Origin of the sequence: Burkholderia sp. BKH01, from assembly GCF_025685725.1 — a bacterium.
Lineage (GTDB): Bacteria > Pseudomonadota > Gammaproteobacteria > Burkholderiales > Burkholderiaceae > Burkholderia > Burkholderia pyrrocinia_C.
Window position 1 is genome coordinate 140,591 of sequence record NZ_JAOTQT010000015.1, and the last position, 24,155, is coordinate 164,745.

The following is a 24,155-nucleotide window of genomic DNA, read 5'->3' on the forward strand; positions in this document are numbered from 1 at the left end:
CCAGTTTATTTCGGGGGGACATATGGCAGGCATCATTCGCGTCGGAGACAGCCACACCGGCGGTGGCAACGTAACGGCTGGTTCGGACAAGCGCCTTTTCATGGGCCGTCCGCTGGCCCGGCTCCACGATCCCGTGACCTGCCCGCGGCACGGTGACAACCATATCGCAACCGCAACCTCGGGTGCATTCGATGATGGTCGCGAAGTCGCGCAGCACGACGATGTGTGCGAGTGCGGCTGTCGTTTGCTTTCCACTCTTCCGAACAGCGGGCGCTGCTAATCAATGGCGCTGGATTTCTCGTCCCTTCCGCCTGAAAAACCGGTTCCCGACAAATCGCCATCGCGGTTTCTCTGGGGCGCGGTGTTCGTCGCGCTGACGTCGGCCGGCATATTTGCCGTACTGATGCTTTGGCCGAAAAGCGAACCGACCGACACGCCATGGTTCTGGATATGCGTGTCCGTTTACCCGGCGGTTTTTTCCGCCTTCATCGTGTCCCGGCGCTATCGGGCATACGAACTCGAGCGCGCGAAAGTCCAGGCATGGAACGATGCAAGTAGGAAGTATAACGCGCAAGCTTTTGCGCGAGAGAGCGTGCCGATGCTTGTCCTGGGAGCGACCGCACGTGTAACCGCAGATGATACGGAAAATGGTATCGACCAGATCGTCGATGGAACGATGAAGTTGCGTGCCAAGGCTTCGGAGCCGAAAGCAAACGAATCGGTTTCGACAAGATGGTTTGAGCCGATTGAGGCCCGCCTGGCCGCAGACGATGCGGAACGTCATGAGTCGGTTCTTGAATGGCTGTACGAGCGACTGCTGAACGATTTGAAGCAAACCCTGGCCGCGCTTCATCCGGATCTGCCGTTGCGCGTTTTGCTCGATCTTTCCGGTTATGCCGGAGCGGTCGACGCGGTCGAGTTTTGGCGGAGCGAATGGCGACGTCACGAGTTGCCATTCGCGAGAACGGACCGTGCTCCAGAGCCACTCGATCTGATGACGGTCGATTCCTGGCTCGACGATCAGAACGGGCCGCTGCATCAGCATGCGGTATTGCTCGTATCCATAACACTCAACAAAGTGATTGACGAGCCGCCGGCAAAGGGTTCGGCGGAAGCCGGGGTGGGATTGTTGTTGGTTTCCGAGGCGCTTGCGTCGCGCTTCGAATTGCAACCGATTGCTGCGTTCCACCGACCCCGTCGAGCCGGTCATGACAACCCCGAGTGTGCGCTGACCTACGGGCTTCGTTGGGGCGGTGCCACACCGGATGACATAGGAGCGCTCTGGATGACCGGATTCGATAGCCTGGCAGCCGGTTCCGTGCGCACGGCGTTGAGCGCAGGCAGTCCGGAAGGAGAGAACGGCGAACCCGTACCGGAGTTTGAACTCGATCGAATCGTTGGCGAGGCGGGAACCTCGGCGGGATGGCTCGCCGCAGCTTGCGCAACGTATATGGCCGGTCAATCGCCAAAGCCGCAGTTGGTCGTACAGCGCGACGAGGCCGATATGTTCATCGCTGTCGTGACGAACCTGGATAACGCATCAACAACACACGCACTTCCGCATGAATCGGATATTCAAACTTGACCTGTTCGGGACCATTGTTTTTGTCGTTCTTCCTGGGCTGATCGTCTGGATGCGACCGCACTGGGTTGGAATATCCGTGGCGGATCGGGGATTGGCGCTGGCCGCTTTATGCGCCATATTCGTGGCGCTCTTGCTCATTTTCAGCTTCAGTGATTCGTCCCGGTCGGCCAATGGCTGGCGCGCAGTGAAGAAGTGGGTCAATGACCACGTTCGTCGTGCACCGGCTTCGTCGGGAAACGACCCGACGGGTAATGCCGCGATTCGAGTCGAATCGCTTAAGCAGGCCCAGATGGAGAGACACGGCTGGCGATGGCGCTATCGCGATCGCTGGGTGCTTATTGCAGGTGACTATCCGCTGGTCCGGCGTCTCGCGCCTGGGTTGGCCGATACCGGCTACGCGATTTTCGGCAATACGATCGTGCTATATGCGCGTCAAATTGACGGCAAACTCGACACCGAATGGCTCGATCGGATTCGTCGTCTGCGCCGTTGTCGTCCGATCGATGCGATCGTCGCTGTCACGCGTCATCGAAGCGCCGGCGATGCATCTTTCGACGTCGACGAACTCGCCGCGCGGCTTGCTCGCCACGCACGCACGCTGCGCTGGGCTGCGCCGGCCTATCTTCTGGACGTGACGGATTTCGGCAGCGAACGAGTTGGTCCGGACGAATCGATGGGTTTTACGTGGACAAATACACGCTTGAATGATGAAGCGATTGACGAGTCGTTGCGAAATCTCGTCGACAATCTCTCGGACGCTGGTGTCGCGCGCCTCGCCTTGAATGCCGATGATCGCTACCCGGCCGAACTATCGCAGCATGTTTCGAGGTTGCGCGGGACGTTGTCGGATCTGCTGCTTCGAACCGCCGAATCCACCGTTTCGAGACATGCGCTTCACGGGCTGATGTTCGCGCCTCTATTCAAGGAGCGGGATCTGGCGACGCCAGATTCCGGTCTGCCGAGAGGCGATTCGATTGATGGCAACCTACTGCCCAATCCCCAACACCGAACGATCTGGCAAACCGTCGCCGATCACAGCCGCAAGGTTCATGGTCGCCGCGTCGGCTTTTCGCTGTCGACCACGGCGGCGTGGATGGCGACTGCCGTGATCGGCTTCTGGATTGCCGGCACGATGCTGTCCGGCTTCGTCAACCGCGCAACGATCGGAAGTGCTGCAGACACGGTCTCGAAGCTCAAGGGAATCCGGAATCCGACGCAGTCACTGCAAACGCTCACCTACCTTGACCGACAGATCGACACGCTTGAAATTCACCAGCGCACCCGCGCACCGCTGAGTGCCCGCTTCGGCATGAATCGCGACCGCGCATTGCTCGATGCCCTCTGGCCACACTATGCCGATGCGGCGAACCGCATTCTCGTCGGCCCGATTCGCCGGCAGCTCGAGGCGCGACTGCATCAACTGGCATCGCTATCCGACGCAGAAATCGCCAGCGGCGGCGATACGCAAGTACAGGCCGCATACGACACGCTCAAGACCTATCTGATGCTCGCGAAGCCGGAGCGCACGGTGGCCGCATTCCTGACACCCCAGCTCGTCGCGACGTCCATGCCGGCGCGCCCCGTCAGTTCATCGTTGTCGCCAGGCAGATGGGAGGACTTGCGGCAGCAAGCCATCACATTCTTCACGAACCATCTGGGACCCGGTGCGAAGTCGACGGCGGCTGCGTTGGCAATCGCACCGGACAGTACCTTGATCGCAGCAACCCGCCAGACGGTGATCGGCGTTCGGGGCATTCAGAATTCGCGGGACGCGGTCTACCAGCAGATCCTCGACGAAGCGACGCCGAAGTACCCGCCGGTATCGCTTGCCACGCTGCTGGGTGACGCGGCATCCCAGGCTGGTGCCGGTGGCGCGACAAGCCGCGGCTTGTTCAACACGACCATGACCATACCGGGCGTATTCACGCGCGCAGCATGGGACGAACGGATCGCCAAGGCCATCGACGAAGCTGGCGAGCAACACGACGTGTCGAGCGACTGGGTGCTTTCCGACACCAACGCCGCCGGCCAGTCCTCGTCGACCCTAAAGGACGAACTGCGCCAACGCTATTTCGACGACTATGCGCGCGCGTGGGCACAGTTCCTCAACAGCGTGCGCTGGCAACCGGCACCGACGCTTTCCGCCACGGCCGATCAACTGACCTTGCTGGGCGATCCGCAACGTTCGCCGCTCGTCGCGCTGATCAACGCGATCGTCTATCAGGCGGGAACGGGAGCCAACACGCAGTCGCTGTCCGACACGCTGATCAGCAAGGCGCAGCAGCTCGTCGGCGCCGATGAAAAAGATCCGTCGAAGCAGGTCAAGCCACTGCTCGCGCCGCTGGCGGGCGCGTTCGGCCCGATCCTGCGTCTGACCGGCAGCGATCTCGTCCCCGTTGCGCCGGTCAACGGCAAAACCGCCGCCGCGCAAATGGCCGCGACCGGTGACCTGAGCCTCGCCCGATATCTGGAGCGCATCACGGCCGTGCGCCTGAAGACGTCGCAGATCGTCTCCAGCGCCGATCCGGATGCGGTTGCGCGACTGGCCGCCCAGTCGGTGTTGCAGGGCAAGACATCCGATATTGCCGACAGCCGCGACTATGCGAGCCGGGTCGCCGCGAGCCTCGGCGAACAGTGGTCCGGCTTCGGCGCATTGTTCCGGGCGCCGTTCGATCAGGCATGGCAGGTCATCGTGCAGCCGGCCGCGTCGAGCCTGAACGAGATCTGGCGCGCGGCGATCGTGGCCGACTGGAACAAGTCGTTCGGCGGCCGCTATCCGTTCGCGGATTCGGACAACGACGCGTCGCTGCCCGAAATGGCACGCTTCATGCGGCCGGATGGCGGCGTGATCACGCAATTCGTGACGACGCAGCTCGCCGGCGTCATCGAACGGCAGGGCGACCGCTGGGTGCCCGCGCAGGGCACCGATTCCGGTGCGCTGACGATCGATCCGGGTTTCCTGAGCGGGTTGAACAAACTCACGCGCATTTCGACGGTGCTATTCCCGTCCGGCGATGCGCGCGTGCGCTACGAGTTGCAGGCGGTGCCGACGCCGGGCGTCACCGACATGCGATTCGTGTTGTCCGGCCGCGAATTGCACTACTTCAACCAGAAGCAGGAATGGACGCCGTTCGAATGGCCCGGCCAGTCGCTCGAAAACCTGTCGCATATCGAATGGCAGACGGAGCAGGGCGGTTTGCGGACGGCGCTCGATTCGCAGGGGCGCTTCGGACTGATTCGCCTGTTCGAGCGAGCGAAGGTCACGCAACAGGACAACGCACGCTACCTGCTGACCTGGACGCCGGACACCAGCCAGGGCATCCCGCTGAAGGTGCAACTGCGCAGCGAGGCGGGCGCCGGCCCGCTCGACGTTCTCCAGTTGCGCAACTTCGTGCTGCCTGCACGGATTTTCATGACCGGTGCGGTGAGCGCCGGGCCTAAGGTGTCGACGGTCAGTCCGCCGCCGTTGCCGGCTGCGGCGATTGCCGCAGCCAGGCACGCTGCCGTGCCGCTGCCACCGGGGCTGCCGGGTGCGATGACGTGGCCGGATGAAGCGATGCCGATGGAGGCCGAGAAGGCATCCCGTCAGACGACCGCGATAGCGGAAGCGCGACCGGGCACACCTGGTGAGAAACCGCCAAAGAGCGATCCGCGGATGGAGGTGTCTTCGCTGGCGACGACGTCGGCATCTTCCGATGCCTCCACCAGACCGTTTGGACACGCCCTCCGTTTGCTGGGCGACGCATTTGCGTTCTGAGACCTGCCATGACGCTTGCCAATTTCGTAAAGACACTCGTCGGCGGTCCTCGCGTCGATTTGCTGCAGGCATCCCGACAGACCACCTGGGCGGCATGGCTGGCCCCGATACCGGGCGAACACGCGTGCGGCCGCGATCCCGGCTACGAGGATGCGTTCTTCGAATTGGAGGACGAAGCAAACAAGCTGTCGGGAATCGACGACGGACTGATCGTCCGCACCTGCGAGCAATTGCTCAAGGAAACCGGGAAGGATCTGCGTCTGGTCGGCTACTACACGTTTGCGAGGTTGCGGCAGGACGGTCCGGCCGGTTTTGCCGACGGACTCGAACTGGCTGCTTCGCTCGTCGACCGGTTCGGCGAGGCTGTGCTGCCCGCGCGGGCCGAGGCGAAGCGGGCGGCGCTGGAAATGCTGGCGACTTCGCGCATGATCGAGACGCTGGACAGCCGTGGCGACCTTGCGCCGACCGATCTCGAGCGTGCGCTTGCTGCGCTCGACGTGCTCGTCGAACAAACGGGACACTGGCCGGAAGCCGCGCGGCCGAATTTGCAGCCGCTGGTTGTCCGTTTCGAGCGCACGGAGGAACCAGCTCGGGGTGTGAATCCTGGCGTGGACCCGCCGCAAAAGATCGCTTCGGTTCCCGCGTCGAGCGGATCGATCGCCTCGACGCGCGACCTGCTCGATCAGGCACGCGCGATGTCTGCGTGGCTTCGAGATCAGGAAAACGGCTACTTGCCGTCGGTACGCCTCGTGCGCAGCGTTCGCTGGGACACGTTGCACGACGTGCCGCCGTCGGATGCCGCGTCGCACACGCGTCTGGCGCCTCCACGTGCCGAATTGCGCCAGCAGATGAAGCGTCTCGTGCTGCAGAAGCATTGGCACGAATTGCTCGAGCGGGTCGAAGGTGCGTTCATGGAAGGCGTGAATCACCTGTGGTTCGACCTGCAGTACTTCCAGCACGTCGCGCTCGATCATGTCGGCACACCGTACAGCGCGTGGCGCGAATTGCTGCGCGCCGACTTTGCACTGTTCCTTGAGCGACTACCGGGCATCGAACGACTGGCATTCAGCGACGGCACGCCGTTCGCCGACGACACGACGCTCGAATGGATTGCCCGGCACGCGGTCGTCCGCGATCTGGAGGCGGGCGAGACGGTGTCGCCGTTGCCCGTCTCCGCCGATAGCGAAAGCGATGCCGCCGGCGCCTGGCCTGAGATCGAAACCCAGGCCCGTGAACTGGCCGCACGCGAAGGCATCGAGACGGCCTTCGCATGGCTCGAAACGCTGCCGGGCATGAAGACCGATCGCCATCGCTACTTGCAGCGGCTCGTGATGGCCCGTCTGGCCGACCATGCCGGCCGGCCCGATACGTCGCTCGCGCTGCTGGCCGAACTCGATGCGTCCGCCCGGTCGCTGCCTCTGATGCGCTGGGAGCCGGCGCTGACGTTCGATGTCAAGCAGCAACTGGTGAGGGCACTTAAGGCGATGAGCAACCGCAAGGATGCCGACAAGCCGGCACTCGCGCGGCGCGTCGCCGAACTGCAGGCCGAGCTGACCGTACTTGATCCCGCCCGCGCATTGACCCTGTCGTAACGGATTCCCATGGACAACAACGATCCCATCCTGCGCTACTACGAAGCCGAAATGCGCTATTTGCGCGAATCCGGCAAGGAATTCGCGAAGGCGCATCCCGACCGTGCGCGCCTGCTCAATCTCGACCGCGTCGGCGATCGCGATCCGTATGTCGAACGTTTGTTCGAAGGGTTTGCGTTCCTGACCGGCAGGCTCAGGCAAAAACTCGACGACGAATTGCCCGAACTCACCGAGGGGCTTGTCAGCCTGTTGTGGCCGCACTATCTGCGGATGATCCCTTCGCTGTCGATCGTCGAACTGACGCCGTTCGCGGAGAAGCTGCAGAAAACGGTAGTCGTGCCGGCCGGCGTGCCGGTGCGTTCCGCGCCGATCAACGTGCCTTCTCCGAGCGGTGCGGAAGGCGTGGCGCCGCGGACGGTGCAATGTCTGTATCGGACGACGCAGGCCGTTGCGCTGCAGCCGGTCTCGATCACGCATGCCGGGCCGGCCGTGCGTCACGATGGCCGCTCGGTGATCCGCCTCGGCTTCGCGTTGCAAGGATCGGCGCTGCGCAAGGAGACGGATCTGTCGCGGCTGCGGCTGCATCTGAACGCCGATCTGCCGACCGCGTTCGCGATGCATCTCGCATTGACGCGCCAGGTCGATTCAATTCACTGGCGCGTTCCGGAAATACGCGATGGCGAATCCGTGCCGCTCCCGGGCGTCACGATCGAGCCGGCGGGATTTTCGACGGAAGAGCGGCTGTGGCCCAAAGCCGATGCGGCGTTTTCCGGATATCAGCTGCTGCTCGAATACTTCACGTTCCGCGAAAAATTCCTGTTCGTCGATCTGTGCGGACTGGAGGTCACGAAGTTGCCCGAAAAATCGACCCGCTTCGAACTGGAGATCGTTCTGAAGGAGGTCTATCCGCCGGATCAGCGGTTCAACGCAGATAACGTGCGACTGTTCTGTTCGCCGGTGATCAACCTGTTCGAACTGGATGCCGAGCCGATCGAGATCGACCATCACGAAACGGAATATCGCGTCGTGCCGGCCGGTCATCAAGGCGAGCATGTCGAAACGTATTCGGTCGATGCGATCGCGACGTTCGACCACGATACGGCCGAGCGACACGAATACGTGCCGTTCGCGACGTTCCGGCACCGCGGCGGCATGCTGCGGCACGAGGCGCCCGAACGCTATTTCCACACACGCGTGCGTTCCGGCGTATCGGAGCTGCACGAGATGTGGGTGATTCTCGGCGGCCACGCTTGGGAAACGATGGATACGTTGCCGGAGGAAAGCCTGTCACTGCGCGTGACAGGCACGAACGGGTTGCTGCCGCGCAAGGGGCTGCGTGAGGCGAGCCTCGAGGAGTTGGTGGCCAGCATGCCGAACGTCGCGGGCGTGCGCAATCTCGTGTCGCCGACGTTGCCGCTGTATCCGCCGACGGAAGATCGTTTCCAGTGGCGCGTGCTGTCGCATCTCGCGCCGAATTTCCTGTCGATGATGAACGCGGAAGTGTTGCGCGGCGCAATGGCGCTGTACGACTGGACGAACGAAGAGCTGAACCGGCGGCGGCTCGAAGGCATCCTGCATGTGTCGCAGCAAATTATCGAGGAGGTGTCGGGCGGCGCGGTCGAGCGCGGCGTGCTGATCGAGGTCACGCTCGATTCGCATGCGTTCTCCGGCGAAGGCGACGTGATGCTGTTCGGCGAGTTGCTGCACCGGTTCTTCGGCGCGTATGCGGAGATCAATCTGTTTACGAAGCTGGCGATCGTCAGCCTGCCGTCCCGATCCCGGACGGAATGGCCGCGCAGCAAGGCACAGCGGGCGCCGCTATGACGGCTTCGATCGATCGGATGGCGGCCGAAGCTGCCGCGTCGAAGGGGCCGCCGACGGTTGCCGGGACGCTGTTCCAGCGGGCGCCAAAGATGACTTTCATGCAGTTCTGTCGTCTGCTGGAGGCATGTGCGCCCGAACGTCCCGGGTTCGGCATGTGCGATACGCCGGAACACGAGCCGGTGCGGTTCCGGCCGCGTCCGCGGTTGGGGTTTCCGGCGGGCGAGGTGGCCGCTGTCGAATTCGACGACGAGCACCCCGATGCGCCTCCGACCGTACGCACGACTTTCATGGGGCTATACGGCGTTGACGCGGCCATGCCGTCGCACATGATCGACGAGATCGTGCTGCGGGAGGAGGGGCATGAGGCGGTCGAGGCATTTCTAGATCCGTTCAATCACCGCGCGGCGACACTGCTGTATCGCGCATGGAAGAAGTATCGCTATCCGGAGCGTTTTCGGGCCGGTGGTGTCGACGATTATTCGCAGAGCCTGCTGTGTCTGGCGGGATTCGGATGGGGCGACAAGCCGTTGCGGGCGGGCTTGCCGAATTCCCGGATGCTTGCGTTGCTGGGTTTGCTGATCCAGCGCACGCGTACATCGGAAGGGCTGGCCGGGGTGGTGGCGCTCGCGGCGCCCGGGGTCGATGTTCGCGTCGACGAGTTCTGGGCGGTGACGACGAGTACCGGGCGACCGACGCCGTTGACGTCGGCGAAGCCGGATGCGGACATGCTGGCGGAAGGGAAGCGCAGCGGGCTCGGCGGCGGCTACGTGCTCGGCAGGCGCCTCACGTATCGCAGCCGAGCAGTGCGCGTGACATTGCGGCCGGTCGACGAGCGGCAGGCTCAGGACCTGCTGCCCGATGCGGGGCTGCATCGGGAGGTGATGGCATTCATCCAGCTGTATGTCGGCGTCAAGGCCGATGTGCATTTGCGGATGGAAGTGTCGTCACGGTTCGTTCCGCACCCGACCGTCGGCGTCGAACGTGCCGGCCCGGCGCCGCGTCTCGGCTGGACGACGGTGCTGCCGTCAGTCGATGAACGCGTGATTCGCATCGCGCTTGGCGTGTACGAGGCGTTTCCCGTACCGCAACCCAACCCGCACCTCGTGCCGCACACGATCTGATTTTGGAGGTTTCATGTTCCATCGAATGAGTGCGGCTACTGCTGCCGCCGCATTGCTGCTGTCAGGTTGCGGTGCCTGGCAGTCCGTGTCGGACGCGTCGTCGAATGCGTATCGAGCCGTATTTTTCAAGCAGGTGAAGGTGCTTGACGTCGATCTGTCTGCGCGCGCCGCACTGAACCCGGACGACGCAGGGCGGCCGACATCGGTGGCCGTTCGCGTCTACCAACTGAAGGACCGCAAGATGTTCGATACAGCATCGTACGACGATCTGTTGAAGCACGACCGGACGGTGCTTGCCCAGGATCTGCAGGCGGATATGTCGGCTGTCGTGAATCCCGGAGCTTCGTCGAGTTTGTCTCAACCGATGCAACGCGAGACGGAGTATGTGGCGATCGTTGCGTTGTACCGCGTCCCCGGAGCCGCCGGAGACTGGAGGCGAGTCATCGAGAAAAAGAAGCTTGATCCGGATAAGCCTTTGCGCCTCGATCTGACATCGAGCAGATTACAGATGACGGGGGACATGCCTAAGTGAAAGTCGCGCAATCTATTCGGAGTGGGAGCAAGCCCTTCGGGTTCTCTAAACAGCTAGGACTGGCAATTTGGCTTGGCGCCATCGTGTCCGCTCGCGTGGTGGCTCAAGATGTACCGTCCCCACTCATCGTGCCGCTCGCTGGAAAGCCCGAAGACTTTGTTCCTAAGGGCTGGAAGCTCGAACTTCAGACGAAGGGCGATCTGAACGGCGATGGCCGCGACGATCTTGCGCTGGTTCTGCGTGACAATGACCCCGAGAACGTGATATCGGATGACGGCATGTGCGAGAGTCCGTTCGACGCGAATCCGCGCATCCTTGTCGTTGCCTTTGCACAGCCAGATGGCCAGTACGCTCTCGCGCTGCGAAACGAAACGCTGATACCGACCCGGGAATCACCGTGTCTAGCGGATCCCCTGGAAGAGGGGAACGTGAGCATCGACCGGGGTACGTTGCAGGTCAGGCTGGGTCGCTTTGCCAGCGCGGGAAGTTGGGAAATGGGATCGACCACCTATACGTTTCGGTGGCAGGATCGGAATTTCATACTGATCGGCTATGACAACTTCTCGGTGATGCGTAATACGGGCGCCGTGCGTACGCTCAGTGTGAACTACTCGACGGGCAAGGCCAAAATGTCGATCGGGCGTGTATCTGACGACCGCGAACGCACCCGATGGGTAAAGCTGCACGCGCCGCGTCGCTGGACGCTCGACCAGGTCGGCGATGGCTTCGAATTAGCCAAGTCGTTGCCGACAGTCGAATAGTCGTTAATGCAGGTTTGCGTAGCGTCACCGCGACGCCATGTCTCGCGGCCCATGCCGCCGGTTACCCGGCGGCATGGGCCACTGCCGGAATTACCGATCGTCTTCCCGAACCGAAGACGGATGCCGGCACAGCGCCCGCACTTCCATCTCCATATACGGAAACAGCGGCAACTGGCTGAGCAGATCATGCAATTGCTGCACGCTCTCGACATCGAAGATACTGACGTTCGCATAGCGCCCGGCGATCCGCCACAGATGCCGCCAGATCCCTTCGTTCATCAGCCGCTGGCACATCGCCTTTTCTTCCGCCTTCAGCGTCGCCGCCTTGACCGGATCCATGTCCGCCGGCAGACGGACCGTCATTTCCACATGAAACAGCATCCTGCACTCCTTGCGTTATCGATTCGTCGAACGGGAAGGCCGCTCAGGCCTGCGCGCGGGCACGCTCGACTTCGCTTGCCGGCACGTCCTGCTTTTCCTTGAGCAGCGAGAAATCGAAGTCGATCAGCGCGAACTGCCCGTCGACACCGTACGGCTTGCCTTCCGCGCCTTCGGCCTGCTTGATCTTCGGGATCAGCCCTTCGCGGGTCGCGAATGCGAAGTCGTCCCAGATGTGCGGATCGCCTTCGATGTTGATCTGCGTCGTCAGCTTACGATAACCGTCCGCCGAAACGAAGAAGTGAATGTGCGCCGGACGATGGCCGTGGCGGCCGAGCTGGTCGAGCAGCTGCTCGGTCTTGCTGCCCGGCGGCACGCTGTAGCCGACCGGCAGCACGCTGCGGAAGCTGTAGCGGCCTTCGGCGTCGGTGCGGATCGAGCGGCGCAGGTTGAATGCGGGCTGCGATTGATCGAAGTACGAATAGTTGCCGAGATGGTTCGCGTGCCATACCTCGACCAGTGCATTCGCGATCGGCGCGCCATCGTTGCCGAGCACCTGGCCGCGCATGATGAGCGTCTGGCCCGGGTCGGTGCCGTCGTCGAGGCGCGCATGGCCAACCGATTCCGGCGCACCGGCGACATACAGCGGCCCTTCGATCGTGCGCGGCGTGCCGCCCTGGATGCCGGCCTTTTCCTCGGCCTCGTCCATCCGCACGTCGAGGAAGCGCTCGAGGCCGAGGCCCGCGGCGATCAGCCCGAATTCGCGGCCGGCTTCGTTCAGGTAGTTGAGCGCCGTCCAGAACTCGCTCGGCTGCACGTCGAAGTCCTCGATCGTGTAGCAGATGTCCTTCACGATCCGGTTGACGATCGCGCGTACGCGCGGGTTGCCGGGCTTCTCGGCAGCGTCGTCGAAGGTCTTCAGCAGTGCGTCGATGGCTTGCTTGTTCATCTGTGTCTCCGGTTTCGGTTGTCGTGTGGGGATCAGCGGGCGTCGCGTCGCATCCGTTCGATGCGGGCCCAGTCGAAGGTGATGCCGAGGCCGGGCGTCGCCGGCAAGTGCAGCTTGAAATCCTGGTAGCGCAGCGGCTCGACGAGGATCTCCTCGGTGAGCAGCAGCGGGCCGAACAGCTCGGTGCCCCATTTCAGCGAGTCGAACGTGCTGAACAGTTGCGCGGACGCCATCGTGCCGGCCGCGCCCTCGAGCATCGTGCCGCCGTACAGTTCGATGCCGGCCGCCGCCGCGATCGACGCGACGCTCGCCGCGCCCTGCAGGCCGCCCGATTGCGCGATCTTCACCGCGAACACGTCGGCCGCGCGATCCTGCGCGAGCGCGAACGCATCGACGGGGCCGTGCAGCGCCTCGTCGGCCATGATCGGAACCTGCGCGAGCTGCGTGAGGCGCTTCAGCCCCGCGCGATTGGTCGCGGCGATCGGCTGTTCGACCAGGCTCACGCCGGCTTCCGCGAGCCGCGCGCCGGCCCAGATCGCGTCGGTTTCGCTCCATGCCTGGTTCACGTCGACCCGCACGTCGCCGCGCTCGCCGAGCGCGCGCTTGATCGCGACCACGTGCGCGACGTCGTCGGCGACCGCGTTCGAGCCGATCTTCAGCTTGAACGCGCGGTGGCGGCGCGCTTCGAGCATCGCCTCGGCTTCCGCGATGTCGCGCTGCGTGTCGCCGCTCGCGAGCGTCCAGGCGACGTCCACCGCATCGGTCCTGCGGCCGCCGAACAGCTCGGACAGCGGCACGCCGAGACGTTGCGCCTGTGCGTCGAACAGCGCGGTCTCGATCGCGCACTTCGCGAAGCGGTTGCCCTGGAACAGCTTGCGCGCCCGCGCCATCGCGGCGCCCGGACGCGTCGCGTCCATGCCTTGCAGCAGCGGCGCGAAGTAGGTGTCGATGTTGACCTTGATGCTTTCGGGGCTCTCCTCGCCGTATGCGAGACCGCCGATGGTCGTTGCCTCGCCGACGCCTTCGATACCGTCCGTGCATCGAATACGGACCAGTACGAGGGTCTGGCAATTCATCGTGGCGACCGATAATTTGTGGGGCCTGATCGTTGGCACGTCGACGAGCAGCGTCTCGATGCGTTCGATGGTGGCGGCAGTTGCTATCATGCGATTCCTCCTGTTGGTGCACATGGTAGGAATTCCCGCCCCGCATCGTCCAACACTCTTTCCGACTACTTCCATACCTTTGAGGCATGAAATGGAATTGCGCCAGCTCCGCTACTTCATCGCCGTCGCCGAGGAAATGAACATCACGCGGGCTGCCGAGCGGCTGCACATGACGCAGCCGCCGCTGAGCCGCCAGCTCCAGGCGATCGAGGACGAAATCGGGTTGCCGTTGTTCGAGCGCGGCGCGCGGCCGCTGAAGCTGACGGACGCCGGGCGCGTGTTCTATACGCAGGCGAAGCGCCTCGTCGACCAGGCGGACGAGCTCGGCCCGCTGACGCGGCGGCTCGCGCAACTGTCGGAGCGGATCGTGATCGGCTTCGTGCCGTCGACGCTGTACGGCGCGCTGCCGGACGTGATCCGCGCGTTTCGCGAGGCGCAGCCGGACGTCGAGCTGTCGCTGATCGAAATGTTCACGCTGGAGCAGCTTGGTGCGCTGAAGGGCGGGCGGATCGACGTCGGGTTCGGCCGCCTGCGTTTCGACGACGACCAGCTCGTGCGCGAGGCGCTGATCGAGGAAAAGCTGATCGCGGCGCTGCCGGTCGGGCATCCGCTTGCCGATCCCGACCGGCCGCTCACGCTCGCGGATATCGCGAACGAGACACTGATCGTCTACCCAAGCACGCCGCGGCCGAGCTTCGCGGACCAGCAGTTATCCGCATTGCGCGATGGCGGGCTGGTGCCGGCGGCCGTCCACGAGGTGCGCGAACTGCAGACGGCGCTCGGGCTGGTTGCCGCGAAAGTCGGCGTGTCGCTGGTGCCGGAGAGCGTGGAGGGCGTGCGCGTGAGGGGCGTCGTGTACCGGCGGCTGCCTGAGCCCGTCGCGACGTCGCCGATCATCATGAGCCGCCGGCTGCACGGCGAAAGCGCGGCGACGGCCGCGTTCTGCGCGATCGCGCGGGAGATGATCGTACCGACGGCATAAGGGCTGCTGCCGGGTACCCGCCACCGCAACTAACGGTCCATTTCGATGCACCCATTCGAATCGGGTCAAGGTGTCGCGATGTCACGTTATTCAGGATATTCAGCACGCCGGGCCGCGTTGGTTTCCTGCATGAATCAATTTCAAACCGTGCTCGCGGAATGCTTCGAGGTCAGTTAACGAGAAAAAGATTATCGGCGCGCATCTGGATTATTGCCGTGCATGGTTTTTACTATCCCATCATCGACCGATAAATCGGCCGTGTTGCCCTCCGTTAACAAGGGTTGGAGAACGGGTTTCCCGTTCCGCATCGACCTGGAGCATTACAAGGAGAGCAACGTGGGCCGATTTGAAAAAAGCATAAAGTTCAGGATTTTTTTCGCGCTCGCCACATGCGTCACGTTAATGGTGGCAATCGGCGTGTTCGGCATATTCGGCCTGTCGAGGTTGAATTCGAACGTCCATAGCGCTTATGCGGGCAATACGCTGCCGATCAGCGAATTATCGGAAATTCGCGCCGCCACATTCGGGATGCAGCTTCAGATGCGTCGGGTGCAGGCCGCGCGCGATCCCGAGCGGACCCGTAGAGGGATCGACGAGATTCGTGCCGAGCAAGGCCGTCTCGACACGATCTGGAACCGCTACTACAGCGAATCGATCACGAGCGACAAGGAGCGCCAGATCGCGGACCGCATCCATGGCGTGCTGCCGCGGTTCGGGGCGGGCGTCGACGAAGCGGTCAGCGCTGCGAGCGGCGGGGACTACGATGCGGCCGCCGCGGCGATCGACCGGCTGTCGCCGGCAGCCGGCGCGCTCAAGCAGGCGCTCGACGACGACATTGCACTGAACATTACCCAGGCGAAATCGTTCGTCGACGATAGCGCGTCGACATTCAGGATCATTTTATGGATTGCGATCAGCCTGATCGGCATCGGCGTGCTGATCGCGGCGTGGGTGTCCGCGCACTTGCTGCGGCACATCTCGACTCCGCTCGGAAAGGCCGTGCGCGTGGCCGACGAAATCGCCGGCGGCACGCTGGACAACCGGATCGACATCGACTCGCACGACGAATTCGGCCGGTTGCTCGGCGCGCTGGCGACGATGGATCGACAGCTCAGTACGACGGTGCGCGGCATCAAGCGCAGCGCGGAAGCGGTTGCGGTCGCGTCGCGCCAGATCGCGAGCGGCAATTCGGATCTGTCGGCCCGCACGGAAGAGCAGGCCGCGTCGCTCCAGGAAACCGCGTCGAGCATGACGCAACTGACCGAGACCGTGAAGCAGAACGCCGACAACGCGCAGCAGGCCAATACGCTCGCGACGCGCGCGACCGGGATGGCCGATACCGGCAACGACGCCGTGCAGAACATGGTCGCGACGATCGAGCAGATCAGCAGCAGTTCCAGCCAGGTTTCCGACATCACGGGCGTCATCGAGGGCATCGCGTTCCAGACCAACATCCTCGCGCTCAACGCCGCGGTGGAAGCGGCGCGCGCAGGCGAGCAGGGGCGCGGCTTCGCGGTGGTCGCGAGCGAGGTACGCAGCCTCGCGCAGCGCTCGGCGGCCGCCGCGAAGGAGATCAAGGAGCTGATCGGCGCATCGGTGTCGATGATCCGGGACAGCGCGCAGCAGGCCACCGGCGTTGGCGCGACGATGGGGCAGGTGAAGCAGGCGATCAAGCAGGTGTCCGATATCGTCGCCGAAATCGCGGCCGCGTCGCGGGAGCAGAGCCAGGGGATCGAGCAGGTCAATCTGGCGATCGAGCAGATGGATACGGTGACGCAGCAGAACGCGGCGCTCGTCGAGCAGGCGGCCGCGGCGGCGCATTCGCTGGAAGAGCAGGCCGGCCATCTGCAGGACGCGATGTCGGCGTTCAAGCTTGCCCCGAACCCCGTCGATGCGCCCGCCACGATGGTGCCGGCGTCGGCGCGTTTGCCCATGCCGGCGAAACCGCCGGTGGTCGCGCCGCTGGCGCGGGCGCTGACCGCGCAGGCGCCAGGCGGGTCCGCGGAATGGAATGCGTTTTGATCGGGGTAACGGTCCGCGGCCTGCTGCGACGGAGAGCATCTACCCATGAAAGTCTTGACGTGTCCGACCCACGCGGCACTTACCCTCGATGCGCTCGTCGACGCATGTGCGCGTTTCGATCCGTCGGACCGTGATCAGCGGCTGATCGTCCGAACGCTGGTCGTGCCGATGCTCGCCCGGCGGTTGAAGTGGCTGGGGCTTTTGCTGCGCGCGAGTCCGTGCAGCGAGGCGACGCGCACGATGATCAAACAGGTGGAAGGCGCGCTGGCGTGCGCGTCGGCCCGGCTCGCCAACGTGCGCCGGCCGCCTGCGGATGCCGCGCACGACGCCGCGTCGGGGCGTGGACTGCCGGGGTGAGCGTCGAGGCTACGCCGAAAATGCAACCGGCCGTCAATTCCGGCGCGGCTGCCCGTGCGGGTGGAAAGCGCGAGTCGTGTCGATGGCGATCGGCAAGACGTCCAGGGGAAATACAACGTGCAGCGTGGAGCGGTGGTGTGCGCGTGCCGATGCGGTTCCGGCCTCACCGCTTCCCGTCGAGCGTCTCCGACGGCGATTCCCCGAACTTCTCACGGTACGCGATCGCGAACCGTCCGAGGTGGGTGAACCCGCAGTCGAGCGCGACATCGGCAATCCGCCGGCCGGACGCCGCGCCGTGCAGCAGCTCGCGCGCATGGCCGAGCCGCGTTGCGCGCAGGTATTGCATCGGGCTCATCCCGCGGAACTGCAGGAACGCGTCGCGCAGCGTCCGTTCCGGCACGTTGGCGGCGCGGACGATATCGGCGAGTTGCAGCGGCTGCGCGTAATGCTCGTTCACGAACTCCTGCGCGCGCCGCACGAAGCCCGGCGCCGGGTCGCGGTGCGACGCGTGCAGCACGGACGGCGGATGGCCTTCGATCAGCAGGTCGATCAGCAGGTGCTCGAGCTGCGACGCGACGCGCGGGTTCGCGTTCGCGCGTTCGAGCAGTTCGGGCGAACGCGCGACGAGCATCAGTTGCTGGCGCCATGCGGCGAGCGCGGCGTCGCTGATATGCAGCACGGGGTCGAGCGTCGCGCGCGGGTCGCCGGTCAGCGAGCCGACGGTCGCCGCGTCGATGCGCAGCACGAACTGCTCGCAATCGGCGGACAGCACCGCGTCGAAGCGCTCGCCGGGTGCGCACAGCACGCCGGTCTGGCCGTCGACGCCGAGCTGCCGCCCCATTGCGCGCACCTCGGCCTGGCCGGACAGGCAGAACATCAGCAGGTAATAACCGTCGACCGCGTCGACCTGCACGCGCATCGCGTCGCCGAACGCGATCGTGCCGATCCCGAGCCCGCCGAGCCTGACGAAATCCATGTGCGACGCCCCATGCACGCGGCCGTTCGGCAGCAGCGCGTGCGGCTGCATCACGCGCGAGATCCGCTCGCGCGTCTCGTCGAGATCACGGGATTCGAACAGCCGGTGCGCGCGCAGCGCGAGCGGCTCGAACGACATTGGGGACATGGGCATCAGCCTGATTGTGGACGGCGCGCTTCGATCCGACGAATGGGGCGTGATCGGACGCGGTGTCGCGTGTGCCGTCATGCTAGCTCAGAAATCCGCCGAAAGTGGATATTGCGCCGCCGCAATCGCACTTTCCGGATAGACGGCGAATATTAGCCTCTCAAAAATGGACTCCATCTTATTAATGAAACGGATCAACAAGGAGTCCGACATGGAGCAGACAGAATCGCCCGTCGTATTCGCCGCGCGCGACGACGCGTCCGACGTGAGGTTTCCGCACGACGACGGCTCGCGCGTGCCGTACAAGGTGTTCAGCTCGCAGGCCGTCTATGAACGCGAGCAGGAACGCATCTTCCGCGGGCCGACGTGGAACTTCGTCGCGCTGGAAGCGGAAATCCCGAACGCCGGCGACTTCAAGAGCACGTTCGTCGGCGACACGCCGGTGGTCGTCACGCGCGCCGAGGACGGCACGCTCGCCGCATGGGTGAACCGCTGCGCGCACCGCGGCGCGCAGGTGTGCCGCAAGTCGCGCGGCAACGCGAGCTCGCACACGTGCGTGTATCACCAGTGGAGCTTCGACAACACGGGCAACCTGCTCGGCGTGCCGTTCCGGCGCGGCCAGAAGGGGATGACCGGGATGCCGGCGGATTTCGATCCGAAGCAGCACGGGCTGCGCAAGCTGCGCGTCGACAGCTATCGCGGGCTGGTGTTCGCGACCTTCAGCGACGACGTGATGCCGCTGCCCGACTACCTCGGCGAGCAGATGCGCCCGTGGATCGACCGGATCTTCCACAAGCCGATCGAGTATCTCGGCTGTACGCGCCAGTATTCGAAGTCGAACTGGAAGCTGTACATGGAGAACGTGAAGGACCCGTATCACGCGAGCATGCTGCACTTGTTCCATACGACCTTCAACATCTTCCGCGTCGGGATGAAGGCGCGTTCGATTCCGGACGCGAACCACGGGCTGCACAGCATCATCACGGTGACGAAGACGAATGACGACACGTCGGCCGCGTACAAGCAGCAGAACATCCGTTCGTTCGACGAGGGCTTCCACCTCGAAGACGAATCGATCCTCGATCTCGTATCGGAATACGACGAGGACTGCACGAACCATATCCAGCCGATCTTCCCGCAGCTCGTGATCCAGCAGATCCACAACACGCTGGTCGCGCGACAGATCCTGCCGAAGGGCCCCGACAACTTCGAGCTGATCTTCCATTTCTTCGGCTATGCAGACGACACGCCCGAGCTGCGCGCGCTGCGCATCAAGCAGGCGAACCTCGTCGGGCCGGCCGGCTATATCTCGATGGAGGACACGGAGGCGACCGAGCTCGTGCAGCGCGGCACGGTGCGCGACGGCGATGCGACGTCGGTGATCGAGATGTCGCGCGGCAATCCGGACCAGCAGGACACGGTGATCACCGAAAGCCTGATCCGCAAGTTCTGGGTCGGCTACCAGAAGCTGATGGGCTATTGAAGCGGGAGCGAGAAATGACGGAAGACATGAAGACGTGGTTCGAGATTTACATGCTCCAGAACCGCTACATCGGGCACCTCGACAACGACCGGCTCGAACGCTGGCCGGAAATGTTCACCGAGGACTGCACATACGAAATCGTGCCGAAGGAGAACGCGGATCTCGGGTTGCCGGTCGGGATCGTCCACTGCACGAACCAGCGGATGCTGCGCGACCGCGTGGTGTCGCTGCGGCACGCGAACATTTTTGAAGAGCACACGTACCGGCACATGACGTCGGGCCTGACGATCGTCGCGGAACGCGACGGCGAGATCGACACCGAGAGCAACTACGTGGTCGTGCAGACGCGCAGCAACGGCGAGTCGAACGTGTACCAGGCCGGCAAGTACTACGACACGGTCGTGCGCACACCCGACGGGCTGCGCTACAAGACCAAGCGCGTGATCTACGACACGTCGCGGGTGCAGACGCTGCTCGCAACCCCGATCTGACGAAGCAAGGAACCGACATGACCGAAGCAACGCTCGCCGAGTGGCATCCGCTTGGCGCTTTCGACGAATTCTCCGAAGACGAACCGGCGGCGCGCGTCGCCGGCCAGAAGCCGGTCGCCGTGTTCCGGATCGGCGACGAACTGTTCGCGATGCACGACCTTTGCACGCACGGCCATGCGCGGCTGTCCGAAGGTTATGTGGAGGACGGTTGCGTCGAATGCCCGCTGCACCAGGGGCTGATCGACATCCGCACCGGCGCGCCGAAATGCGCGCCGATCACGGAGCCGGTGCGGACCTATCCGATCCGGATCGTCGACGGGCAGGTGGAAGTCAATGTCGGCTGATCCGTTCGTGATCGTCGGCGCGGGCCACGCGGCCCGGCGCACGGCCGAAGCGCTGCGCGAACGCGATGCCGCCGCGCGCATCGTGATGATCGGCGCGGAGCGCGAGCTGCCGTACGACCGGCCCGCGCTGTCGAAGGATGCGCTGCTGAGCGACGGTGGCGAGCAGCGCGCGTTCGTGCGCGATGCGGCGTGGTACGACACGCAGCGTATCGAGCTGCGGCTCGGCACGCGCGTCGATGCGATCGAGCGCGACGCGCAGCGCGTGCGGCTCGACGACGGCACGACGCTGCCGTACGCGCGGCTCGTGCTCGCGACGGGCTCGCGGGTGCGCACGTTCGGCGGCGCGATCGACGAAGGTGTCGAGCCGCATTACGTCCGTACCGTTGACGATGCACGTGCATTGCGCGCACGACTTGCGCCGGGCCGCCGCGTCGCGGTGCTCGGCGGCGGGTTCATTGGCCTCGAGGTCGCGGCTGCGGCGCGCCAGCTCGGTTGCGACGTGACGGTGATCGATCCTGCTCCCCGATTGCTGCAGCGTGCGTTGCCGGAAGTCGTCGGCGCGTATGCGCGTCAGTTGCACGACGCGCGCGGCGTGGTGTTTCAGGTGGCGACGCTGCCGCGTGCGATTCGTCGTGCGCCGTCCGGCGGTGCGATCGTCGAGACCGATCGCGGCGACGTGCAGGCCGATATCGTCGTGGTCGGCATTGGTGTCGTGCCCAATGTCGAGCTTGCACAGGCGGCCGGGCTCGACGTCGACAACGGGATACGCGTCGACGCGGGCTGCCGCACCGCCGATCCCGCGATTTTCGCAGCGGGCGAGGTGACGATGCACTTCAATCCGCTGCTCGGGCGTCACGTGCGGATCGAATCGTGGCAGGTCGCCGAAAACCAGCCGGCCGTTGCGGCCGCGAACCTGCTCGGCGCGGACGAAGCCTATGCCGAGCTGCCGTGGCTGTGGTCCGATCAGTACGACTGCAACCTGCAGATGCTGGGGCTGTTCGGCAGCGAACGCACGATCGTCGTGCGCGGCGATCCGGCGAGCGGGCCGTTCACGGTGTTCGGGCTGGGCGACGACGGCAAGATTGTCGCGGTGGCCGCGGCGAACCTGGGGCGCGACATCGGCGCATCGCGCCGGCTGATCGCGGCGGGGGCGGTGCCCGATCCGGCGAAACTCGCCGATCCGGCGGTGAACCTGAAGACGTTCCTGTAACGGCGGCAGGCGCGGCGAGTATGGCAAGCGCGGCGATCGGATTGCATCGGCGATGACGTCGCCGGCCGCGCGTTTGCCGGACGGTTGCGCGACGTGGCGGGTGACGTGATGCGCGGCGGCGGTCGCGCGGGCTCGTCGCGCATCATGCCGCGCGTTTGTCTGCCGGTGCGAAATCGGGGATATTAGCGGCATCGCCGATCCACCCGTCCTCCATGCCGCCCGACAAAGCCCTCGAACTGAAACGAAGCAAGCGCCGCGCGCTGTGGCTGCTGCTGGCCGCGGTCGCGGTGTTCGTCACGACGATCGTGCTGCCGCGCGGCCCGTGGGTCGACGGCTTCAAGGCCGTGGCCGAGGCCGCGATGGTCGGCGCGCTCGCCGACTGGTTCGCGGTCGTCGCGCTGTTCCGCCGCGTGCCGATCCCGTTCGTGTCGCGCCATACCGAGATCATCCCGAAGAACAAGGACAAGATCGCCGACAACCTCGCGGTGTTCGTGCGCGAGAAGTTCCTCGGCCCCGATGCGCTTGCCGCGCAGATCCGCCAGCACGATCCCGCGCAGAAACTAGGCGCGTGGCTCGGCGAGCCGGCGAACACCGACGCGCTCGGCGGTTATGTGACGAAGCTGATGAGCTTCGCGCTCGACATGACCGACGACGCGCGGATCCAGTCGTTCGTCCACGACGCGTTCCGCGCGGTGATCGACCGGGTCGACCTGTCGCAATCGGTTGGCGCGATCCTCGACACGCTGACGAAGGACGGCCGCCACCAGGCGCTGCTCGACGATGCAATCGAACAGGTGGTCGACGTGCTAGACAAGGAGGAGAACCGCGAGGTGATCGCGGGCTTCATCGTCGAATGGCTGAAGACGCAGTACCCGAAGGTCGAGAAGATCATGCCGACGCAGTGGTTCGGCGAGAACGGCGCGCGGATGCTCGCCAGCGCGGTGAGCCGCGTGCTGGAAGGCGTGGCGGCCGACCCCGAGCACGAGTTGCGGCAGCGCTTCGACCGGACGGTCGTGCGGCTGACCGAGCGGCTGAAGCACGATCCCGCGTTCATCGAAAAGGGCGAGGAGATCAAGCGCTACATCCGCGACGGCGATGCGTTCAACGCGTATGCGCGCGACTTGTGGGACCAGTTGCGCGCGTGGCTGAAGGCCGATCTCGCGCGCCCCGATTCGACGCTGCACCGGCAGGCCGCGACGCTCGGCGGCTGGCTCGGCGCGCGGCTCGCCGAGAGCCCGGCACTGCGCGCGTCGCTGAACGAGCATATCGAGAAGGCCGTGCACGAGATGGCGCCGGATTTCGCCGATTTCCTGATGCGTCACATCCGCGACACGGTGCGCAACTGGGATGCGCGCGAGATGTCGCGGCAGATCGAGCTGAACATCGGCAAGGATCTGCAGTACATCCGCATCAACGGCACGCTGGTCGGCGGGCTGATCGGGCTCGGGTTGTATCTGGTGTCGCTGGTGCCGCACTGGGTGGCTGGGTGACTGCACTGACGCGGCCACGGACATCGCGGAAAGGGCGCGATGCCGCGCGCCCGCGCATCACGCGTGCGCTTTCGAGCCGTGCAGTTGCAGGCCGAGCGCCTTGATGACCTTCAGGATCGTGCCGAAGCTCGGGTTGCCGTCGTGCGACAGCGCCTTGTACAGCCCTTCGCGCGACAGGCCCGCATCGCGCGCGACCTGCGACATGCCGCGTGCGCGTGCGATCACGCCGAGCGCGTGCGCGATGAAGGCCGGATCGTCGCCGGCCTCTTGCAGGCAGGCCTCGAAGTAATCGGCCATGTCGTCTTCGGTTTGCAGATGGTCGGCCGAATCCCACGGCCGGGTGCTGATCTTGTCCATCGATCACTCCATGTCGAGATGCGCAAGCATCGCGTGCGCGGCGCGTATGTCGGCCTGTTGCGTCGATTTATCGCCGCCGCAGAGCAGGATGACCCAGATCGTTCCGCGCCGGACGTAGTAGACGCGATAACCGGGGCCATGGTCGATACGCATCTCGACGACCGGCGAGCCGGCGGATTTCCAGTCGCCCGGATTGCCCATCGACAGGCGGTCGATGCGCGCCTGGATGCGGCGCTTCGCGATGCGATCCTGCAGGCCGGCAAACCATGCGTCGAAGACGTCGGTGGTCCGGATGCTGTACGTAGGCGCACTGTAGGGCATTGATTGCAGTATGTCAACCATGGTTCACATATGTATCGGGCTATTCCGTAGTCGCTACATTAGGGCTGCCCGCTTCGTTTGCGCGCCAGATGGCCGTTCGGCCGAAGTCGAAATCTTTCGAATCCGTCTACAATCAAAAACGTCTTTGCCGCCCGTGCGCGCCCGCCGCGCACGGGCGGGTCCGTTCGTCCTCCGGTATCCGGAGGCGCCACCGCGCATCGCTCATGGCGCGGCGAGCAGTGCCGTGGTTTGTGTCCAGCAGGTAAAGCGTCCGCGTGCCGTAGGCCGGCGCGCGTCATGTCCGCCGCGT

Annotated in this window: 22 protein-coding genes; 16 read left to right on the forward strand and 6 right to left on the reverse strand. The window is 64.6% G+C overall.

Annotated features, from left to right (window positions below):
* The first annotated feature begins 22 nt into the window (after positions 1–22).
* Genes OEJ37_RS21770 through OEJ37_RS21805 form a run of 8 tightly spaced genes read left to right on the forward strand, consistent with a single transcriptional unit; the run spans position 23 to position 11,172 of the window.
* A complete protein-coding gene (locus OEJ37_RS21770; protein WP_263345547.1) occupies positions 23–280 on the forward strand; it encodes a PAAR domain-containing protein in 258 nt (85 codons plus the stop codon).
* Positions 281–283: 3 nt separating this feature from the next.
* A complete protein-coding gene (locus tag OEJ37_RS21775) occupies positions 284–1,585 on the forward strand; it encodes a hypothetical protein (RefSeq protein ID WP_263345549.1) in 1,302 nt (433 codons plus the stop codon).
* Entirely contained in the window at positions 1,563–5,342 is a 3,780-nt protein-coding gene (locus OEJ37_RS21780) for an ImcF-related family protein (protein ID WP_263345551.1), read from the forward strand. Before OEJ37_RS21775 ends, OEJ37_RS21780 begins: the two co-directional genes overlap by 23 nt.
* Positions 5,343–5,350: 8 nt before the next feature.
* On the forward strand, positions 5,351–6,934 hold the full coding sequence (gene tssA, locus OEJ37_RS21785) for a type VI secretion system protein TssA (RefSeq protein ID WP_263345553.1): 1,584 nt from the start codon (positions 5,351–5,353) through the stop codon (positions 6,932–6,934).
* Between the two features lie 9 nt (positions 6,935–6,943).
* A complete protein-coding gene (gene tssF, locus OEJ37_RS21790) occupies positions 6,944–8,758 on the forward strand; it encodes a type VI secretion system baseplate subunit TssF (RefSeq protein ID WP_263345554.1) in 1,815 nt (604 codons plus the stop codon).
* Between the two features lie 17 nt (positions 8,759–8,775).
* Positions 8,776–9,879, forward strand: a complete 1,104-nt coding sequence (tssG, locus tag OEJ37_RS21795) for a type VI secretion system baseplate subunit TssG (RefSeq protein WP_411859277.1) — start codon at positions 8,776–8,778, stop codon at positions 9,877–9,879.
* Between the two features lie 13 nt (positions 9,880–9,892).
* The gene (gene tssJ, locus OEJ37_RS21800) at positions 9,893–10,411 is read left to right on the forward strand and encodes a type VI secretion system lipoprotein TssJ (protein WP_174421487.1); all 519 of its coding nucleotides are present in this window, start codon (positions 9,893–9,895) and stop codon (positions 10,409–10,411) included.
* Complete coding sequence (locus OEJ37_RS21805) at positions 10,408–11,172, forward strand: hypothetical protein (RefSeq protein ID WP_263345558.1); 765 nt, start codon at positions 10,408–10,410, stop codon at positions 11,170–11,172. Before tssJ ends, OEJ37_RS21805 begins: the two co-directional genes overlap by 4 nt.
* A gap of 90 nt (positions 11,173–11,262) precedes the next feature.
* On the opposite strand, the gene catC is transcribed toward OEJ37_RS21805, so the two are convergent.
* Genes catC through OEJ37_RS21820 form a run of 3 tightly spaced genes read right to left on the reverse strand, consistent with a single transcriptional unit; the run spans position 11,263 to position 13,665 of the window.
* The gene (catC, locus tag OEJ37_RS21810; protein WP_072439273.1) at positions 11,263–11,553 is read right to left on the reverse strand and encodes a muconolactone Delta-isomerase; all 291 of its coding nucleotides are present in this window, start codon (positions 11,551–11,553) and stop codon (positions 11,263–11,265) included.
* A 43-nt stretch (positions 11,554–11,596) separates the two neighbouring features.
* Positions 11,597–12,499, reverse strand: a complete 903-nt coding sequence (catA, locus tag OEJ37_RS21815; RefSeq protein ID WP_175917621.1) for a catechol 1,2-dioxygenase — start codon at positions 12,497–12,499, stop codon at positions 11,597–11,599.
* A gap of 32 nt (positions 12,500–12,531) precedes the next feature.
* Complete coding sequence (locus OEJ37_RS21820; RefSeq protein WP_174421484.1) at positions 12,532–13,665, reverse strand: muconate/chloromuconate family cycloisomerase; 1,134 nt, start codon at positions 13,663–13,665, stop codon at positions 12,532–12,534.
* Between the two features lie 91 nt (positions 13,666–13,756).
* Between OEJ37_RS21820 and OEJ37_RS21825 the strand changes: the two genes are divergently transcribed.
* The 3 genes from OEJ37_RS21825 (at position 13,757) to OEJ37_RS21835 (ending at position 17,026) form a co-directional block, all read left to right on the forward strand.
* The gene (locus OEJ37_RS21825) at positions 13,757–14,647 is read left to right on the forward strand and encodes a LysR family transcriptional regulator (protein WP_174421483.1); all 891 of its coding nucleotides are present in this window, start codon (positions 13,757–13,759) and stop codon (positions 14,645–14,647) included.
* Positions 14,648–14,983: 336 nt separating this feature from the next.
* A complete protein-coding gene (locus tag OEJ37_RS21830; RefSeq protein ID WP_263345563.1) occupies positions 14,984–16,669 on the forward strand; it encodes a methyl-accepting chemotaxis protein in 1,686 nt (561 codons plus the stop codon).
* A 45-nt stretch (positions 16,670–16,714) separates the two neighbouring features.
* Positions 16,715–17,026, forward strand: a complete 312-nt coding sequence (locus OEJ37_RS21835) for a hypothetical protein (RefSeq protein WP_263345565.1) — start codon at positions 16,715–16,717, stop codon at positions 17,024–17,026.
* 163 nt (positions 17,027–17,189) lie between these two features.
* On the opposite strand, the gene andR is transcribed toward OEJ37_RS21835, so the two are convergent.
* Positions 17,190–18,149, reverse strand: coding sequence for an anthranilate 1,2-dioxygenase regulatory protein AndR (gene andR, locus OEJ37_RS21840; protein WP_174421480.1), 960 nt, complete (start codon positions 18,147–18,149; stop codon positions 17,190–17,192).
* A 211-nt stretch (positions 18,150–18,360) separates the two neighbouring features.
* Between andR and andAc the strand changes: the two genes are divergently transcribed.
* From andAc to OEJ37_RS21865, 5 genes are all read left to right on the forward strand, one after another.
* Positions 18,361–19,632 (forward strand): anthranilate 1,2-dioxygenase large subunit AndAc, encoded by a 1,272-nt coding sequence (gene andAc, locus OEJ37_RS21845; RefSeq protein WP_175917623.1) that lies wholly within the window; start codon positions 18,361–18,363, stop codon positions 19,630–19,632.
* Between the two features lie 14 nt (positions 19,633–19,646).
* Positions 19,647–20,123: an anthranilate 1,2-dioxygenase small subunit AndAd gene (gene andAd, locus OEJ37_RS21850; protein WP_131948025.1), complete on the forward strand. Its 477-nt coding sequence runs from the start codon at positions 19,647–19,649 to the stop codon at positions 20,121–20,123.
* 17 nt (positions 20,124–20,140) lie between these two features.
* The gene (gene andAb, locus OEJ37_RS21855) at positions 20,141–20,467 is read left to right on the forward strand and encodes an anthranilate 1,2-dioxygenase ferredoxin subunit AndAb (protein WP_048022186.1); all 327 of its coding nucleotides are present in this window, start codon (positions 20,141–20,143) and stop codon (positions 20,465–20,467) included.
* Positions 20,457–21,677 (forward strand): anthranilate 1,2-dioxygenase system ferredoxin--NAD(+) reductase, encoded by a 1,221-nt coding sequence (gene andAa / locus OEJ37_RS21860; protein WP_175917625.1) that lies wholly within the window; start codon positions 20,457–20,459, stop codon positions 21,675–21,677. The genes andAb and andAa overlap by 11 nt, the downstream gene beginning before the upstream one ends.
* Before the next feature lie 212 nt (positions 21,678–21,889).
* On the forward strand, positions 21,890–23,167 hold the full coding sequence (locus OEJ37_RS21865) for a DUF445 domain-containing protein (RefSeq protein WP_263345575.1): 1,278 nt from the start codon (positions 21,890–21,892) through the stop codon (positions 23,165–23,167).
* 57 nt (positions 23,168–23,224) lie between these two features.
* Here the strand turns inward: OEJ37_RS21865 and OEJ37_RS21870 are convergent, their stop codons facing one another.
* Entirely contained in the window at positions 23,225–23,524 is a 300-nt protein-coding gene (locus OEJ37_RS21870; protein WP_072439284.1) for an addiction module antidote protein, read from the reverse strand.
* 3 nt (positions 23,525–23,527) lie between these two features.
* The gene (locus tag OEJ37_RS21875; RefSeq protein ID WP_263345578.1) at positions 23,528–23,845 is read right to left on the reverse strand and encodes a type II toxin-antitoxin system RelE/ParE family toxin; all 318 of its coding nucleotides are present in this window, start codon (positions 23,843–23,845) and stop codon (positions 23,528–23,530) included.
* Positions 23,846–24,155 lie beyond the last annotated feature (310 nt).

What these genes read in the sequence shown, in the direction of transcription:
- OEJ37_RS21820 (WP_174421484.1), bottom strand. Translation starts at nt 13,665, where the DNA reads ATGATAGCAACTGCCGCCACCATCGAACGCATCGAGACGCTGCTCGTC.
- andAa (WP_175917625.1), top strand. Translation starts at nt 20,457, where the DNA reads ATGTCGGCTGATCCGTTCGTGATCGTCGGCGCGGGCCACGCGGCCCGG.
- OEJ37_RS21865 (WP_263345575.1), top strand. Translation starts at nt 21,890, where the DNA reads ATGCCGCCCGACAAAGCCCTCGAACTGAAACGAAGCAAGCGCCGCGCG.
- OEJ37_RS21780 (WP_263345551.1), top strand. Translation starts at nt 1,563, where the DNA reads ATGAATCGGATATTCAAACTTGACCTGTTCGGGACCATTGTTTTTGTC.
- OEJ37_RS21825 (WP_174421483.1), top strand. Translation starts at nt 13,757, where the DNA reads ATGGAATTGCGCCAGCTCCGCTACTTCATCGCCGTCGCCGAGGAAATG.
- andAc (WP_175917623.1), top strand. Translation starts at nt 18,361, where the DNA reads ATGGAGCAGACAGAATCGCCCGTCGTATTCGCCGCGCGCGACGACGCG.
- catC (WP_072439273.1), bottom strand. Translation starts at nt 11,553, where the DNA reads ATGCTGTTTCATGTGGAAATGACGGTCCGTCTGCCGGCGGACATGGAT.
- tssJ (WP_174421487.1), top strand. Translation starts at nt 9,893, where the DNA reads ATGTTCCATCGAATGAGTGCGGCTACTGCTGCCGCCGCATTGCTGCTG.
- andAd (WP_131948025.1), top strand. Translation starts at nt 19,647, where the DNA reads ATGACGGAAGACATGAAGACGTGGTTCGAGATTTACATGCTCCAGAAC.
- OEJ37_RS21770 (WP_263345547.1), top strand. Translation starts at nt 23, where the DNA reads ATGGCAGGCATCATTCGCGTCGGAGACAGCCACACCGGCGGTGGCAAC.
- tssA (WP_263345553.1), top strand. Translation starts at nt 5,351, where the DNA reads ATGACGCTTGCCAATTTCGTAAAGACACTCGTCGGCGGTCCTCGCGTC.
- OEJ37_RS21835 (WP_263345565.1), top strand. Translation starts at nt 16,715, where the DNA reads ATGAAAGTCTTGACGTGTCCGACCCACGCGGCACTTACCCTCGATGCG.
- OEJ37_RS21875 (WP_263345578.1), bottom strand. Translation starts at nt 23,845, where the DNA reads ATGCCCTACAGTGCGCCTACGTACAGCATCCGGACCACCGACGTCTTC.
- tssG (WP_411859277.1), top strand. Translation starts at nt 8,776, where the DNA reads ATGGCGGCCGAAGCTGCCGCGTCGAAGGGGCCGCCGACGGTTGCCGGG.
- OEJ37_RS21870 (WP_072439284.1), bottom strand. Translation starts at nt 23,524, where the DNA reads ATGGACAAGATCAGCACCCGGCCGTGGGATTCGGCCGACCATCTGCAA.
- andR (WP_174421480.1), bottom strand. Translation starts at nt 18,149, where the DNA reads ATGTCCCCAATGTCGTTCGAGCCGCTCGCGCTGCGCGCGCACCGGCTG.
- andAb (WP_048022186.1), top strand. Translation starts at nt 20,141, where the DNA reads ATGACCGAAGCAACGCTCGCCGAGTGGCATCCGCTTGGCGCTTTCGAC.
- catA (WP_175917621.1), bottom strand. Translation starts at nt 12,499, where the DNA reads ATGAACAAGCAAGCCATCGACGCACTGCTGAAGACCTTCGACGACGCT.
- tssF (WP_263345554.1), top strand. Translation starts at nt 6,944, where the DNA reads ATGGACAACAACGATCCCATCCTGCGCTACTACGAAGCCGAAATGCGC.
- OEJ37_RS21775 (WP_263345549.1), top strand. Translation starts at nt 284, where the DNA reads ATGGCGCTGGATTTCTCGTCCCTTCCGCCTGAAAAACCGGTTCCCGAC.